The sequence below is a fragment of the Erwinia oleae genome (assembly GCF_000770305.1).
Taxonomy (GTDB): domain Bacteria; phylum Pseudomonadota; class Gammaproteobacteria; order Enterobacterales; family Enterobacteriaceae; genus Erwinia; species Erwinia oleae.
Map to the genome: position 1 here is coordinate 1 of NZ_JNVB01000089.1, position 14074 is coordinate 14074.

The 14074-nt window shown below is 58.3% G+C and carries 14 protein-coding genes and 3 tRNA genes; 9 read left to right on the plus strand and 8 right to left on the minus strand.

Going from position 1 to position 14074, the window contains the following annotated elements; all coding sequences use genetic code 11:
• Positions 1-4: 4 nt before the first annotated feature.
• From rsmC to GS12_RS20155, 4 genes are all read left to right on the plus strand, one after another.
• Complete coding sequence (gene rsmC / locus GS12_RS20140) at positions 5-1039, plus strand: 16S rRNA (guanine(1207)-N(2))-methyltransferase RsmC (RefSeq protein WP_072016931.1); 1035 nt, start codon at positions 5-7, stop codon at positions 1037-1039.
• A 141-nt stretch (positions 1040-1180) separates the two neighbouring features.
• Positions 1181-1267, plus strand: a tRNA-Leu gene (locus tag GS12_RS20145).
• Between the two features lie 32 nt (positions 1268-1299).
• Positions 1300-1386: transfer RNA gene (locus tag GS12_RS20150), tRNA-Leu, on the plus strand.
• Positions 1387-1420: 34 nt separating this feature from the next.
• Positions 1421-1507, plus strand: a tRNA-Leu gene (locus GS12_RS20155).
• A 53-nt stretch (positions 1508-1560) separates the two neighbouring features.
• Here GS12_RS20155 and GS12_RS20160 read toward each other — a convergent pair.
• Positions 1561-1791, minus strand: a complete 231-nt coding sequence (locus GS12_RS20160) for a DUF1435 family protein (RefSeq protein WP_052118542.1) — start codon at positions 1789-1791, stop codon at positions 1561-1563.
• A 296-nt stretch (positions 1792-2087) separates the two neighbouring features.
• On the opposite strand from GS12_RS20160, the gene GS12_RS20165 reads away from it, so the two are divergent.
• Both GS12_RS20165 and fhuF read left to right on the plus strand, forming a co-directional pair.
• Positions 2088-3176 carry a GGDEF domain-containing protein gene (locus GS12_RS20165; RefSeq protein WP_034950230.1) on the plus strand — a complete coding sequence of 363 codons (1089 nt, stop codon included), beginning with the start codon at positions 2088-2090 and terminating at the stop codon, positions 3174-3176.
• A gap of 414 nt (positions 3177-3590) precedes the next feature.
• Positions 3591-4385, plus strand: a complete 795-nt coding sequence (gene fhuF, locus GS12_RS20170; RefSeq protein WP_034950232.1) for a siderophore-iron reductase FhuF — start codon at positions 3591-3593, stop codon at positions 4383-4385.
• Positions 4386-4408: 23 nt separating this feature from the next.
• Here fhuF and GS12_RS20175 read toward each other — a convergent pair whose 3' ends face one another.
• From GS12_RS20175 to GS12_RS20190, 4 genes are read right to left on the minus strand one after another with little or no spacing between them, the layout of a single operon-like run.
• Positions 4409-5158, minus strand: a complete 750-nt coding sequence (locus tag GS12_RS20175; protein ID WP_034950236.1) for an anti-sigma factor family protein — start codon at positions 5156-5158, stop codon at positions 4409-4411.
• The gene (locus tag GS12_RS20180; protein WP_034912012.1) at positions 5155-5664 is read right to left on the minus strand and encodes an RNA polymerase sigma factor; all 510 of its coding nucleotides are present in this window, start codon (positions 5662-5664) and stop codon (positions 5155-5157) included. Before GS12_RS20180 ends, GS12_RS20175 begins: the two co-directional genes overlap by 4 nt.
• A 5-nt stretch (positions 5665-5669) precedes the next feature.
• The gene (locus GS12_RS20185; protein ID WP_034950239.1) at positions 5670-6212 is read right to left on the minus strand and encodes a cytochrome b; all 543 of its coding nucleotides are present in this window, start codon (positions 6210-6212) and stop codon (positions 5670-5672) included.
• Positions 6209-7264: a catalase family peroxidase gene (locus GS12_RS20190; protein WP_034950242.1), complete on the minus strand. Its 1056-nt coding sequence runs from the start codon at positions 7262-7264 to the stop codon at positions 6209-6211. Before GS12_RS20190 ends, GS12_RS20185 begins: the two co-directional genes overlap by 4 nt.
• 124 nt (positions 7265-7388) lie before the next feature.
• On the opposite strand from GS12_RS20190, the gene GS12_RS20195 reads away from it, so the two are divergent.
• Entirely contained in the window at positions 7389-7805 is a 417-nt protein-coding gene (locus tag GS12_RS20195) for a DUF2946 domain-containing protein (protein WP_235421270.1), read from the plus strand.
• Between the two features lie 72 nt (positions 7806-7877).
• Entirely contained in the window at positions 7878-9275 is a 1398-nt protein-coding gene (locus tag GS12_RS20200) for a PepSY-associated TM helix domain-containing protein (RefSeq protein WP_034950244.1), read from the plus strand.
• A 34-nt stretch (positions 9276-9309) separates the two neighbouring features.
• Here the strand turns inward: GS12_RS20200 and GS12_RS20205 are convergent, their stop codons facing one another.
• Genes GS12_RS20205 through GS12_RS20215 form a run of 3 tightly spaced genes read right to left on the minus strand, consistent with a single transcriptional unit; the run spans position 9310 to position 12734 of the window.
• On the minus strand, positions 9310-10287 hold the full coding sequence (locus tag GS12_RS20205; protein ID WP_034950246.1) for a nucleoside hydrolase: 978 nt from the start codon (positions 10285-10287) through the stop codon (positions 9310-9312).
• Positions 10268-11311 carry a LacI family DNA-binding transcriptional regulator gene (locus GS12_RS20210; RefSeq protein WP_034912003.1) on the minus strand — a complete coding sequence of 348 codons (1044 nt, stop codon included), beginning with the start codon at positions 11309-11311 and terminating at the stop codon, positions 10268-10270. The genes GS12_RS20205 and GS12_RS20210 overlap by 20 nt, the downstream gene beginning before the upstream one ends.
• Before the next feature lie 52 nt (positions 11312-11363).
• Positions 11364-12734 (minus strand): MFS transporter, encoded by a 1371-nt coding sequence (locus GS12_RS20215; protein ID WP_034950248.1) that lies wholly within the window; start codon positions 12732-12734, stop codon positions 11364-11366.
• 578 nt (positions 12735-13312) lie between these two features.
• Here GS12_RS20215 and GS12_RS20220 point away from each other — a divergent pair.
• Positions 13313-14047: an SDR family oxidoreductase gene (locus tag GS12_RS20220; RefSeq protein ID WP_034950251.1), complete on the plus strand. Its 735-nt coding sequence runs from the start codon at positions 13313-13315 to the stop codon at positions 14045-14047.
• Positions 14048-14074: the final 27 nt, after the last annotated feature.

Consider the following 14074-nt stretch of genomic DNA (forward strand, 5'->3'; position numbering starts at 1 on the left):
ACCCATGTCTGCTTTTACCCCGGCCAGCGAAGTGATACTGCGCCACAGTGATGAATTTACACAACGCCGCATTCTGTTCGCTGGCGACATGCAGGATGATCTGCCCGCCCGGCTGGAAACCGCGCTGAGCCGGGTGCACACCCAGCAGTACCATCACTGGCAGATCCTGAGCCGCACGCTGGGAGAAAATGCCTGTTTCGGACTGACCGCAACGGCTGACATGGTTGCTGATTGCGATACGCTGATCTACTTCTGGCCTAAGAACAAACCCGAAGCGCAGTTTCAACTGGAAAACCTGCTGTCGCTGATGCCGGTGGGCAGTGAGCTGTTTGTGGTGGGTGAAAACCGCAGCGGCGTCCGCAGCGCAGAGCAGATGGTTGAGCCCTGGGTAACGCTGAATAAAATTGACAGTGCGCGTCGCTGCGGACTTTATCATGGACAGCTTGTTACGCGACCGGGCTTTGACGCAGAGGCGTGGTGGGATGCCTATCCGCTGGGCGCGCTGACCATTAAAACGCTGCCGGGCGTGTTCAGCCGTGACGGGCTGGATGCGGGCAGTAATCTGCTGCTCTCCACGCTGAAGCCGCATACCAGGGGCAAAGTGCTGGATGTCGGCTGCGGCGCGGGCGTGCTCTCGGCGATGCTGGCCAGCTTCTCGCCAAAAGTGCGGTTGACCCTGACCGACGTCAGCGCCGCTGCGGTTGAGGCCAGCCGGGCAACCCTCGCGGCCAATCAGCTTGAGGGAGAGGTTTTTGCCAGCAACGTCTACTCCGAGGTTAACGGCCGTTTCGATATGATCATCTCCAACCCGCCGTTTCACGACGGCATGCAAACCAGCCTGGAGGCGGCGCAGATGCTGATCCGCGGCGCGGCGAAGCATCTGAATATCGGTGGTGAACTGCGTCTCGTGGCGAACGCCTTTCTTCCCTATCCGCAGGTGCTGGATGAAACCTTCGGCAACCATGAAGTGTTAACGCAAAATGGCCGCTTTAAAGTGTATCGCGCGGTACTGACGCGCAGCGGTAAAAGCGCACGCTGAGCCCGGTGACAAAGGCGCGGCGAAGGATGTTGCTTTTTGCAGCGATCGCCGCAGAGACACTAAATAATTATTGACCTGTTGCGTAAAACCTCTAGAATGCGCCTCCGTGGTAACAATACAGAATAGCTGTATTGCAGGTAGGCGAAGGTGGCGGAATTGGTAGACGCGCTAGCTTCAGGTGTTAGTGTCTTAACGGACGTGAGGGTTCAAGTCCCTCTCTTCGCACCAAACCACGTTGTTCAAAAAATCGCTGTGTATGCGCGAAGGTGGCGGAATTGGTAGACGCGCTAGCTTCAGGTGTTAGTGTCTTAACGGACGTGAGGGTTCAAGTCCCTCTCTTCGCACCAACGCAGTGAGATAAGCAAAAAATTCAACAAAGATGCGAAGGTGGCGGAATTGGTAGACGCGCTAGCTTCAGGTGTTAGTGTCTTAACGGACGTGAGGGTTCAAGTCCCTCTCTTCGCACCACGTTGAATCTCCCTTTCGCTCTTCCTGCCCGTTCCCTGTTATCTTCACACTTTTCAAAACGCAGTAAAATTCATCGATATTGCCGCCGCGCCGCCAGCGAGCGCCAGACAGGACGGCAGCAGCAGGTAGTGACGCAATCGTTTATGATAAAGCATCACCACGGTCGCCAGCAGCGCAACAGCGATAACCATCCGCCACTCGCGAAAGGTGAGATCCATCAGCATGACCAGCGCGCAAGGCAATACGATACCCCAGGCGCTGTCGAGTCTTTTACCTGATATCATGTTTGTTCCCTCTGGCTCAGATGCCGCACTCTGTTGAGGCAGCAGCCTGGTAACCCCACAGTTTAAATGATAATGATTCCCACTATCATATAAGAACTTTTATCATATTGCAGCAGAATTTCAACGCCATTATCTGAAACTGCGTGCCAGCGGATGACAGTTTTGTGGCGGCGTGATAGATTAAAAACGATTAAATAAAAAACCATATAATAACAGCCTTAAATTATTCACACGAAATGACCTGGCGTATTTCATTCCCGCCCGGCGCAATTTATAGCAGTTGCGAGTAGAACAAAATGAAATTACAAAGCTACGATGAATTGCTTAACAGCAAGCACAGGCTGTCGCTGATGCTATTCCTTTTTCTTAACTCAGCAACGTCACTCTTTTTTATGTTCAGCACCAAAAAAAATATACATCAGTTGTTGACGACCCCTGAGATTATCATTGCTTCTCTTGGCATAATTATATTGCTTTGGATGCTTTTAAAGCGTTCGGTCAAATTGCCGATATTAAATGTTGTGGCATCTATTAGCGGACTGCTGTGGACCTGGCAAATAGCCCTGAAGCACCCGGAATCTTATTTCGGCGACAGCTTTCTTATTGTCAGCCTGGTGGGCATTTTCTTTATTGGCGCTATCGCACTGGGCGATTACCTTTCCGCGTTTTGCCTGCATATTGCGCCGCCGTCCGCGGCCGTGCTGCTGCTGGATCAGGGCCACAATACGCTACTGATCCTCTTCAGCATCGCGCTGCCGCTGACCGGTCTGACCCTGCACCACATGATGCAGCGGCGACGCGACCACTTTACCCGCCGCCTGATGCGCCAGCTCTATGAAGAGAAGCAGACCTACAGCGACCTGAGCATGCTCGATCCGCTTACCGGTCTTTATAATCGCCGTGGCCTGAAGAACCGTCTGGATAACACGCTGGCCAACCATTCTGGCAGCCATTTTGTGTTGTTGATCGATATCGACAACTTCAAGGCCTATAACGACAACTATGGGCATGCGATGGGCGATCAGGCGCTGGCCCGCGTGTCGGTCGCCATCCGCGATGCGGTGCGTTCGCGCGATATTGTCACCCGCTACGGCGGCGAGGAATTCCTGGTGCTGCTGACTAACGTTAACGCCTCCATTGCCATGAAGCTGGCAGATCGCATTCGCCTCTACGTGCTTAATCTGGCGATCCCTCATCGTTTTAACGAGAGCGTGGCCACGCATGTCACCATCAGCGCCGGGTTTGCGCCGCTGATCAATGATGATTTCGACAGCGCGCTGGTCAATGCCGATCGCGCGCTCTATCTTGCCAAGAGCTGCGGAAGAAATACCATTGTCCCCTATGAAGATATTGCCGGCCAGCTTACTTCTGCGAGTGCGCGTTAACGCCTGACGTATTACCTGAGTAATATTGTCAGGTAATACGTCTTTTTAATTCAAATTACAAACGGACATGCCGCGTCTCGCTCTGTTTTTACAGAGAATTATTTTACGAATACGATTAGCCAATAAGAATTTCTTTATATTTAAATAAGCCTCCGCTTACTTATTCGAATAACCTCGAATAGCATTTATATTTTTTACATTACGACAATTACCATCAGCATAGTTATGCACATAATATGTTTTTTTCTGCACATTTGCGGTAAATAAAAAATGTGATCTGTTTAACATTTTATTTATCACTGGCCTTACCCGTTTCTACTGACGAAAGCCTCAGAAGGCTTGTGCGGCGCGCCGACCTCAGATACAATCAAGAACGATTATCATTTGTTTTTATACTTCGATTCTGGATCCACTATGTCCATGATTGTCCATCAGGTTGCAGATTACGGCGCGCACCCGCTGATTTTTTTGCAGAGCGATCGTCCGCTGGCGGCATCGCTGCGCGCGCTGTTCAGCGAGCATCGGGACTATTTTCTGGAAACGGTCAAACTGGGCGAAGAAGCACCGCCGCGCTGCATGACGCTGGCGCGCTGGTCAGAAACGGAAAACTTTACCCGCCTTAACGCGCTTTACGGCGACTTTATCTATCGGGGTCACGCCGAAGACACCCGTGAGAATAAGCCGCTGCAATCACTGTGGGCACAGTGGTATTTTGGGCTGATCCTGCCGCCGATGATGATGGCGTTGCTGCTTGAATCGCGCGCGCTCGACTGCGCGCCGGAGCACTGCCACGTTGCCTTTCATGAAACGGGCCGTCCGGAAACCTTCTGGCTTGACGTGCGGGAGGATGAGGAGGCGCGCTTTCTCAACCCGCGCCGCCGGATGGATCGCCTGATCCAGCGCCATCTGATCCCGGTGGTTCAGGGCATTGAACGGCACGGCGACATCAACGGCAAGCTCATCTGGAGCAACACCGGCTTCTCCGTCTGGTGGTTCCTGGGTGAACTTGCGCCGCTGCTGGGCGAAAGCCTGCACGCCGAGCTGGAGCATGCCATGTTCTTCTCCAAAACGCTGCTCGACGGTTCGGACAATCCCTTCTATCGCACTATGCTGCCGCGCGACGGTGAAATGCAACGCCGCACCTGCTGCCAGCGCTATCGCCTGCCAGCGGTACAGCGCTGCGGCAACTGTACGCTGAAGCCCGTCTGAATGACGGGCCTGCCCTCTGACACCTAACTGGTTGTCTGCCTGAAAACGTTACGCAGGCCGTTCGCCTTTTCCGATGCGGCTGGCGTGACCAGCGCATAGTTATAGTGATTATCGCTCCAGTACTGCGCCATCAAATCGCTTGCCCTGCGCTCGCCGTGCGGCAGTCTGACCGGCTGGATCGGCCGGATATACCACGCCACGCGCATGCCCTGCGGATCCTGATACATCACCAGCGCCGCCGGGCCGTTATTGGTTGCCGTCAGTCGCGCGCCTAACAGCCTGAAGCCAAACTGCTCAAGATTGGGCGGCAGCGAGCCATTGATAAAATAGCGTCTGACCCAGGCGGCCAGCTCGCCGCCCTGCCCGGCGGTGACGTCAAGGCTGGCACCGCCATCGCGTCCAAAAATCCTGAACGCCTGCACTGCATCCTCCATCGGCAGATGACGCCCGGCAAGCTGCGCATCCTTAAGCTGCCAGCCCGACCAGCCGCCCAGACTGAGCGTCAATACCAGTGCGAAGGCGGTCGCCATTTTCCACTGTCGCTGCCGGCGAAGACGCTGGCGAAACAGCGCAGGCGGCGGTGTTTCCAGCGTGGGTTGATGCTGGTGTATCGCCAGCCGAAGCTGCCGCGCGTCCTGTCGCCATCCTTCCAGCTCGGCGGCAGTGGCCGGATGCTCCGCCAGCCAGCGCACCACGCGCTGCGTCGTGTCTGCATCCGCCTGACCGTCCAGCCAGGCGTGCAGCTCAGCCTCATCAGGTTGCTGACGCTTCATTTCAGTCTCCTCAGCGCGACAGAGGGCGCGTGTCCTTCCAGATGTTGATGTAACTGTTTACGCGCGCGTGACAGGCGCGACATAACCGTGCCAACGGGAATATTCAGCGCGACCGCCACCTCCTGATAGCTCATGCCCTCCACGCTGACCATCAGCAGCAGCGCACGCGATTCAGGCGCGAGCTGCGCAAACTGCGCCAGGGTATCGTCAGTGATCGCCAGCGCTTCCGCAGAGGGTGCGGTCGCCTCGTCGCCGGTAAAAAAACAAAGGATGCGCTGATAACGCTTTCGCCGCCGTTCACCGTCAATAAACTGCCGATACAGAATGGCGAACAGCCATGCGCGCAGACTCTGCGGCGCCTGCCCGCCGCGTCGGCTACTCAGCGCTTTTGTCAGGCAGGACTGCACCAGATCTTCCGCCTGGGGCGGGTTGCGCGTCAGCCAGAGGGCAAAACGCTGCAAATGGGGCAACACCTCACGTATCTGCTCATCCGATAACGGCGGCATCGTTTTTACCTCCGACGTTTGAATCCGGCCATGCTGCTGAATACGCCATCGCGCAGAAGCAACCCATGCAGCAGCGCTGCGGCCAGGTGAAGCATCACCGTAGCGAACAGCAGCAGCGCGACCCAGGTGTGCAGCGGGCGCAGCAGTGCATAGAGCGTATTATTGATCGGCGCGATGGCCGGTAACAGAAAATCCGGCCCCAGGCTGACAGGATAGCCCGCCGCCGACAACATTGCCCAGCCAATCAGCGGCTGCGCCAGCATCAGCGTATACAGCAGCGCGTGCGAAAGGCGCGCCATCATTTTTTGCAACGGCGGGAGCGAGGCCGGAAGCGGCGGCGTTGGCGTGGTAAAACGCAGCCACAGACGAACCACCACCAGCAGCAGGATCGCCACGCCAAGCGGTTTATGGATCGCCACCAGCAGCGCGTGCAACGACGAAACGGTAGAGACCATGGCCACCCCAATAAACAGCATTGCGATAATAGCCGCAGCCATCAGCCAGTGCAGCGCACGCAGCGCCGGATGGAAATGCGTCACCTGTTTCATAAACCTTCTCCCGCAGCGCCGCGCGCTTCTTCATGGGTACGGCGATTGTAGGATTTCGCATAGGCTGACGAGCGCGCGTTAAGCAGCGGATCGTCCGAGGCGGCGATGCCGTCCGGCAAAATCAGCGGATCGTAATTAATATTATTGCAGGGGCCGCCCTCCTGCGGCACGGCGCGACGCAGCACCAGCGTGCCTGCGTTCACCGTCTGCCTGTCGGCAGGCCAGGCTTTGCTGGCATCATCGCCCCGGTCGCCTTTCCCGGCGAGGGTGATAATCAGATCCCACGCCAGCGGCCCCTCTGCCAGACGACGGGTTAAGTCACGCTGGAGAAAGTCTTTATCCACTTTCTGTTCGGCGGCGATGGGCTGCCAGCGCTGATGCGGCACCATACTCCAGCGCACCAGATGGCTTTGTCCCGCTTTGTCGATAAAGCGGAAGGCATTGATACTGTTATAGCGATCGACCGCCCAACTGGCCGAAAGCCCGGCCTGTTTCGCCCAGGCCAGAAAAGGCTTTGCTTCAGGGTGCGCGGTCAGAAAGGCCTGCATCTTTTTTGGATCGGGCTTGCCGGTGGCGGGATCGGGTTTCGACGCCAGCAGCTGATCGTAAAAACCCTGCACCGTGGCGACGGGGAAAAACGGCATCGCGTTCATGCCCGTTCGCCACTGCTGGCCGGAAGGCGAGGTAAATTCCAGCGCCAGGCTGCGTACCGGCACGGCGTAATCCGGCGCATGGGGATTGCCGCCCGCAATGGCGAAGCGACCAGTCACCGGCGTTGTTCCTTCGCCAAAGAGCGCGGCACGGGAAAGCGCACCTGCGCGGCCGCTTGAGGTAAATTCGCCGATCACGCACAGCCCTTTGGCATGATTACGGCGAAAGCCCGATTGCGCGCCGGGTGCTGCCTGGAGCGTATCAACCAACTTATCAGCCGACAGCCGCTGCGGCGTGAGCCAGCCGCCCGCCCACAAGAACAGCAGCGCCAGCAGCAGTGGAATGCCGCCGACCAGCGCCAGGCGGATCAGACGGGAAGATGTTGCGGTGGATGAAGTCATTATCATTGCTCACGGTGAGATAAGAACAAACAGAACGAACCAGCCGCGGGTTTATTCCCTCCGGCCAGCACTATTTTTTTCTGTTACACTCGCCGGGCTAACTGACTGACGGGAACCGCACGGCTTGTCGCTGATAAAAATGCATCAGTCACCGGGTCGCTTTGCTGCGTGGCTCGGCCTGTGCGCCATTTTGCTGCTGTTCATTGCGCCTGCGATCTCCAAATCGCTGGCCCTTTCGTCTGCCTCTCATTCAGGCATGATGATGGATGACGACATGCACGAGATGCCAACAATGTCGCCCGCCGAACACGCGCGAATGATGATGGAGCATCCATTATCGATGATGGATGACAGCGCCTGCGGCTATTGTGTGTTGCTGGCCCATTTGCCGCTCGACCTCACCTCGCTTCCTCCGCTCTGGTCAGCGCTTCAGGCGGCACGTCAGCCCGTACCGCCGCGTTTTCAGATCGCCATCCCGCGTCTCGTCGCCCACTTTTTCCATCCGCGAGCGCCGCCAACAGAGCGATTTACCGCTTTTTAATCGTCTCTGTTCCCCCGCCGTTGCCACGGCGGGCATCCTGCTTATGCCTGGCGACAGGCGGAGGAAAAAACCATGTCAGAAAAAACGCTGGCGGCGCCCGCGCATGCCGAAAAAAGCCGCAGCGCAATGCTGCCGCTGCTCAAACGCCTGCACTTCTATATTGGGGTATTCATCGCCCCGTTTATTTTTATCGCAGCCCTGACCGGCACGCTCTATGTGCTGACGCCGCAGCTTGAAAACCTTCTCTATGCCGACCAGCTCTACACCTCATCGCGCGGTGCGGCACAGCCGCTCTCAGCACAGATTCAGGCCGCACAGGTTATTGCCGCGCAGCAGATGAGGGGCGATGCGCCAGTGATTGCGGCGGTAAGGCCGTCGCCCGCGCCGGGTGACACCACGCGCGTGATGTTCACGACCGCAACCTCCGGTCCGTCAGAGAGCACGGCGGTGTTTATCGATCCGGTCACCCTGGCGTCGCACGGCGTGGAGCCGGTGTATGGCACCAGCGGCGTGTTACCGCTGCGTACCTGGCTGGATTACCTGCATCGTAATCTGCTGCTGGGCGACATTGGCCGCAACTACAGCGAGCTGGCCGCCAGCTGGCTGTGGATCGCCGCGCTCGGCGGGCTGTTGCTGTGGGCGACGCAGCGTACCTCCTCACGCGCTCACGGTCGGCAGCGCTATCGTTACTGGCACGGCACGCTGGGGCTGGGACTGCTGCTGGGGCTGCTGTTTTTCTCCGCCACCGGTCTCACCTGGTCACGCTGGGCAGGCGATAACATTGCTCTGATGCGGACGCACTTCGGCTGGACGACGCCGGCGGTGAACCCCCGTCTGCTGCCGCAGGCGGACGCTGATGAGATGCACACCGACGAACACGCCGGGCATACTATGGCAGAGATGACCGAAAGCGCTGCCGTCACTATCTCGCCGATGCAGTTTGATCGGGTGGTTGCCGCCGCGCGGGCGGCAGGTATTGACGCCGGAAAAATTGAGGTGCGCCCGACGCAGGCGGCAAACAAAGCGTGGACGGTGAGCGAGGTGGACAGGCGCTGGCCGACGCAGGTTGACAGCGCGGCGGTCGATCCGCAGACCTTTGTGGTGGTGGATAAGGTTGAATTCGCGCAGTTCGGCCTGCTGGCGAAGCTGACACGCTGGGGCGTGGATGCGCATATGGGCGTGCTGTTCGGCCTGCCTAACCAGCTGATGCTGGCGGTCTTCGGGCTGGGGCTGTGCGTAACGATCGTGCTGGGTTATCGCCTGTGGTGGCAGCGGCGTCCGGCGGCGGGCGTGCATCCGGCCGATACCCTGCGTCACTGCTGGCGACGGCTTTCATTCGGCGCGCGCCTTGTGGTAATGACTTTTACGCTGGCGCTGGCTCTTTGCCTGCCGGTGATGGGCGCCAGCCTGGTCGTTCTGCTGATAATTGATGCCGTCCGCTGGCGGCGAGCGGTAAGCGTCAGCCGGTAAACCCGCCGCCGCAGGGACGCGGCGGCTGTGCCTTTCATCCCGCCAGCGCGTACTCAATCAGCGAGAGCAGCCGCGCGTTATCCACCGTTTTCAACACGTGGATCGGGCCGCCCGCAGGTGCCTCAATGCCGATGTTCACCCGCAGCGGCGGACGATAACGCCATGACTTCCCGCGCGTCTGGCCGGGGCGGATCTCCACATCCACAAAGTAGTCCGCCGCCGTCGCAATCTGCTGATTCATCAGCCAGGCAACAACCAGCGCGTCGTGGATCCAGCAGCCTGACAAACGACGCGTGTGAATTGAGTAGTCCAGCCACGGACGCAGCGTTTCCACCACGTAGCGGGAGAGCGGCGTCTCCAGGCTGGCGATACGATCCAGATCCGCATGGGTCAACAGCGTTTGCGTGGTGACATCCATCGGCACCAGCGTGATATTCGCGCCGCTGTTCAGCACTGCCTTCGCCGCTTCAGGATCCAGCCCAAAGTTGGTGTCTTTGATGAAGTCATCAAGCGCGAATACGCCGCCCATGATCGCAATCTCCTGCACCGCCTCGGCCATAGCCGGATAGCGTTCCAGCGCCAGCGCCACGTTGGTCAACGGGCCGAGCGCCACCAGCGTAATCTCGCCCGGACTGGCGCAGATACGTTCGCCAATGGCGTCGGCCGCCGTCTTCGCCGGTGCCGTAAAGCGCTGCGGCTGGCGGACGCCGTTCCACAGATGGCTCAGGCCGCTGCTATGGACGCGGTTATCCAGCGCTTCGCGCCAGGGGCCATGCGGTTCAACCAGCGCCTGCCCGGCGCCCTTCAACACCGGCACCGCGAGGCCCAGCCTGTCGATCAAATCCTTCGCCACGTTGAAACCGACCTCTGCGGGCGTGTTGCCCGCCACAATGGTAATCAGTTCCAGCGCAATGCCTGGCGAACCCAGCGCCACCGCGAGGGCCAGCCCGTCGTCCACGTTGGCCCCGGCGATGCCGTTTCCGGGATCGCAATCAATAATGATACGTTTCATTCTTTCCGATCTTTCCTGCCCGACAGCCGCACGACTCGCCTATTTCCAACTGATGTGAAAACTCACACAGCTGTGCCTCATTCTTCGGCGCGGCGAGCATCGCCAGCGCTTTTTTTGCCATCTCGCTGACCGGCTGCCGCACGGTGGTCAGCGAAGGAACGTGAAACGCCGACTGTTCGGTGCCGTTAAAACAGACCAGCGCGATCTGCGCCGGAACGGTGATATTGTGCTCGGCCAGCGCGCGGATGCAGCCGATGGCCTGGGTTTCATTGGAGGCAAACAACGCGCGCGGCAGGCGTTCGCCCTTCAGCATCTGTTTCGCCGCGAAGTAGCCGCCTTCCCGCGTGTAGCTCGCCGGAAAAATCCACTCCGGATGCTCCGTGACGCCTGCTTCCGCCAGCGCCTGACGCCAGCCGGAAAGGCGATCCTGCGTGTTGAACATCTCGATCGGACCACAGATGATGCCCACGTCTTCATAGCCGTGGCTGAGCAGATGGGCGGTGACCTGACGCGCGGCTTCCTGTTCATCCACGCGCAGGATATTGACGTTAAGGTCGGGTTCGACGCGATCCAACATCACCAGCGGCGTACCGCTGGCCTGGATCACATCAATATAGGGATGGCGGTCAACGCTGTTGTAAAACAGGCCGTCAACCTGTTGGCTGAGCAGATTATTTATCAGTTCCAGCTCGCGCTGACGGCTGTCGCCGGCATCGCCCAGCAGCATCACCATCCCGTTGCGTAGCGCTTCCTGCTGAAGCGCATGGGCAAAAGAAGCAATAAACGCATTGGCGATATTCGGCACCACCAGCCCGTAGGTTTTGGTGGTGCCGGAAGCCAGCGCGCGCGCCAGACTGTTTGGCCGATAGCCGGTTTTTTTGATTGCTTCCAGCACGCGATGACGCGTGGCGTCCGCCACCGGTCGCGGCCCGTTATTGATGACATAGCTGACCACCGCTACGGAGGTGCCTGCTTCGCGGGCCACATCAGCCCGCGTGGTGCGGTTAAGCGTATTTTTTATCAAACGTCGCCCTGTGAATGTCAATGACCGAACCGCGAACCGCATCTGTTCATCGTCAGATAGCATCTTCCGGCGCGTTAAGATCGCGCCCGCGCGTTTCCGGCGCGACAAAGGTTGTCAGAAAACCGATCGCCGCCATAATGGCAAAGTAGGCGGCAATCGCCCACCAGTGCCCGGTCCAGGAGAGCAGCCCGGCCGCGACCAGCGGTGCCGTTCCACCGGAAAGGATCGATCCCACCTCTTTCGCCGTCGCCATTTTAGTATAGCGGTGGTTGACGCCGAACAGCTCCACGCCCCACGCGGCCTGCACGCCAAAAATACCCAGCGAGGCCAGCCCCATGCCGACAACAATGGTTGAAATCACAATAACCGGCTCACGTGAATCGAGCAGCATAAACGCCGGAAACGCATAGATCATCAGCAGCAGGCAGAAGCCACGATAGGTTACGCGGCGACCAAAGCGGTCGGACAGCCAGCCGGCAAACGGAATGATCAGGAAGCCCAGCAGCGAAGCAATAAATACCGCCGTGGTGGCAACGGATTTATCCACCGCCAGCACCTTCACCACGTAGCCAATGATAAAACCCTGCGCCAGGTAGGAGGGGCCGTTTTCGCCGATACGCAGGCCAACCATCACCAGAAACGAGCGGCTACGCTGCCAGAAACTGCGAGTGTCGCGAGGCTGCGCGAGCGCCTGCTGATGGCGCTGGGCCTCCATTTCCGCTTTTTTACGCTCAAATACCGGCGTCTCTTTCAGATGACGACGGATCCACAGCGCCGCCAGCGCAATCAGTGAGCTACAAAGGAAAGGAATGCGCCAACCCCACTCCTGCAACGACTGCGGCTCCATCTGCACCACCGCCAGCCAGACCAGCGAAGCAATGAGCGTACCGCTGTTCGATCCCAGCGCGATAATGGAGGAAACCAGACCGCGCTTGTTTGCCGGTGCGTATTCGCCCAGCGTAACCGTGCCGCCGGACAATTCTGCCCCGGCGCCAAACCCCTGGCTAAAGCGCAGCAGCACCAGACAGGCAGGCGCCCATACGCCGATAGAGGCATAGCCAGGGATCAGACCGATTAACGTGGTGGAGGCGCCCATCAGGATGATGGTGGAGAACATCACTACCCGACGCCCTCTACGATCGCCGAGCCAGCCAAAGAAAAGCGCGCCAATCGGCCGCGCGATAAAACCGACGGACCAGGTAGCAAAGCTTGAGAGGAGCGCCATCGCCGGGGTGGCTTCAGGAAAGAAAACGTCGCCAAAAATGATGCCGGCCGCCAGACCATAGAGCGCGAAGTCCGCATACTCCATTGCCGTTCCCAGCCAGCAGGAGAGCGTTGCCTGCCAGAAATCCTTGCGCCCTTCCGGGGTATTCAGACGTTCATCTGCCGCCGAACGTTGCTGAAGCTCGTGTTGTGTGGACATGAAAATTCCATGGTATGAGAGGTTTTTATTTGCCTTCCCTGGCCAGTCCTTTATCAGGATAGTGCTTCGCCAGTGAGGACGTTATTTTGCTAAGCCAAACTAAAGATCAATATCAAATTCCCTGGTGTTGGAATCCGGCTATTGCCTTCACATCTGTTGGTTTTCATTAACCAATCGACTCTATAACGTGAGGCAACGATGATCTTAGCGAGCTGACAAACGTCAAGCACCGTGAATTTTACAACGTCGACATTGTATCTACGCGCGTAGATATTGCAAGCAATCGTTATTCTTGCCGACATACGTTATAAAACCTCTTCAGGCTCAGCGTGCGGTAGTTTACCTCGCCTTATGTTTCAGCATGATGAAAGTGATTGAATCACTGCGCGAAAACAGCGACTTTTCGCGCCGGAGGCGCAGAAAGGATTACGCCTTCAATAGATCGTCGCGTCTGAGGTGATTTAAAGAGAAACAGGCAAGGCCTTAAGAGTCCCGGATATTCGCAGCATCCGGATTCTTCTTTACGCTTGATGCCGTCGACGGAGAGGCCGTCGACGTTTATCTGTAAGGAGAGTCCTGTGTCTGAACTCAACGGTAAAATTGTTGCTATCACCGGCGCCAGCAGCGGCATCGGCGAAGCCACGGCACGCGTGTTGGCCGCCAGCGGCGCGCGCGTACTGGTTGGTGCGCGACGCACCGATCGGCTGGAAAAACTGGTCGACGCAATTCGTGAAGCGGGCGGCCACGCCTTTTATAAGGCGCTGGACGTGACTACCCTCGCCAGCATGGAGGATTTCGTTGCCGAGGCGAAGCAGCGTTTCGGCGGGCTGGATGTGATAGTGAATAATGCGGGCGTCATGCCGCTCTCGCCGCTCTCATCGCGCAAGGTTGATGAGTGGAACCGCATGATCGACGTGAATATTCGCGGCGTGCTCCACGGTATCGCTGCGGCTCAGCCGCTGATGGAGGCGCAGCAGCACGGTCACATTATTAATATTTCGTCCATCGGCGGGCTGTCGGTTTCACCCACGGCAGCGGTCTATTGCGCCACGAAGTTTGCCGTGCGGGCCATTTCAGATGGGCTGCGGCAGGAAACGGATAAACTGCGCGTGACGGTAATTTCGCCCGGCGTGGTGACGTCGGAGCTGGCGGACACTATTTCGGACGCTACCGCGCGCGAAGCAATGAAAAGCTGGCGCAGCGTTGCGCTCGAGCCTGAAGCGATTGCCCGTGCGGTCGCCTGGGCCATTGGCCAGCCGGACGACGTTGACGTCAGCGAGATGATTATCCGACCCACCGCCAGCCCACACTGAGGTTACGAGGCAGCCCGTTCCGCCGAT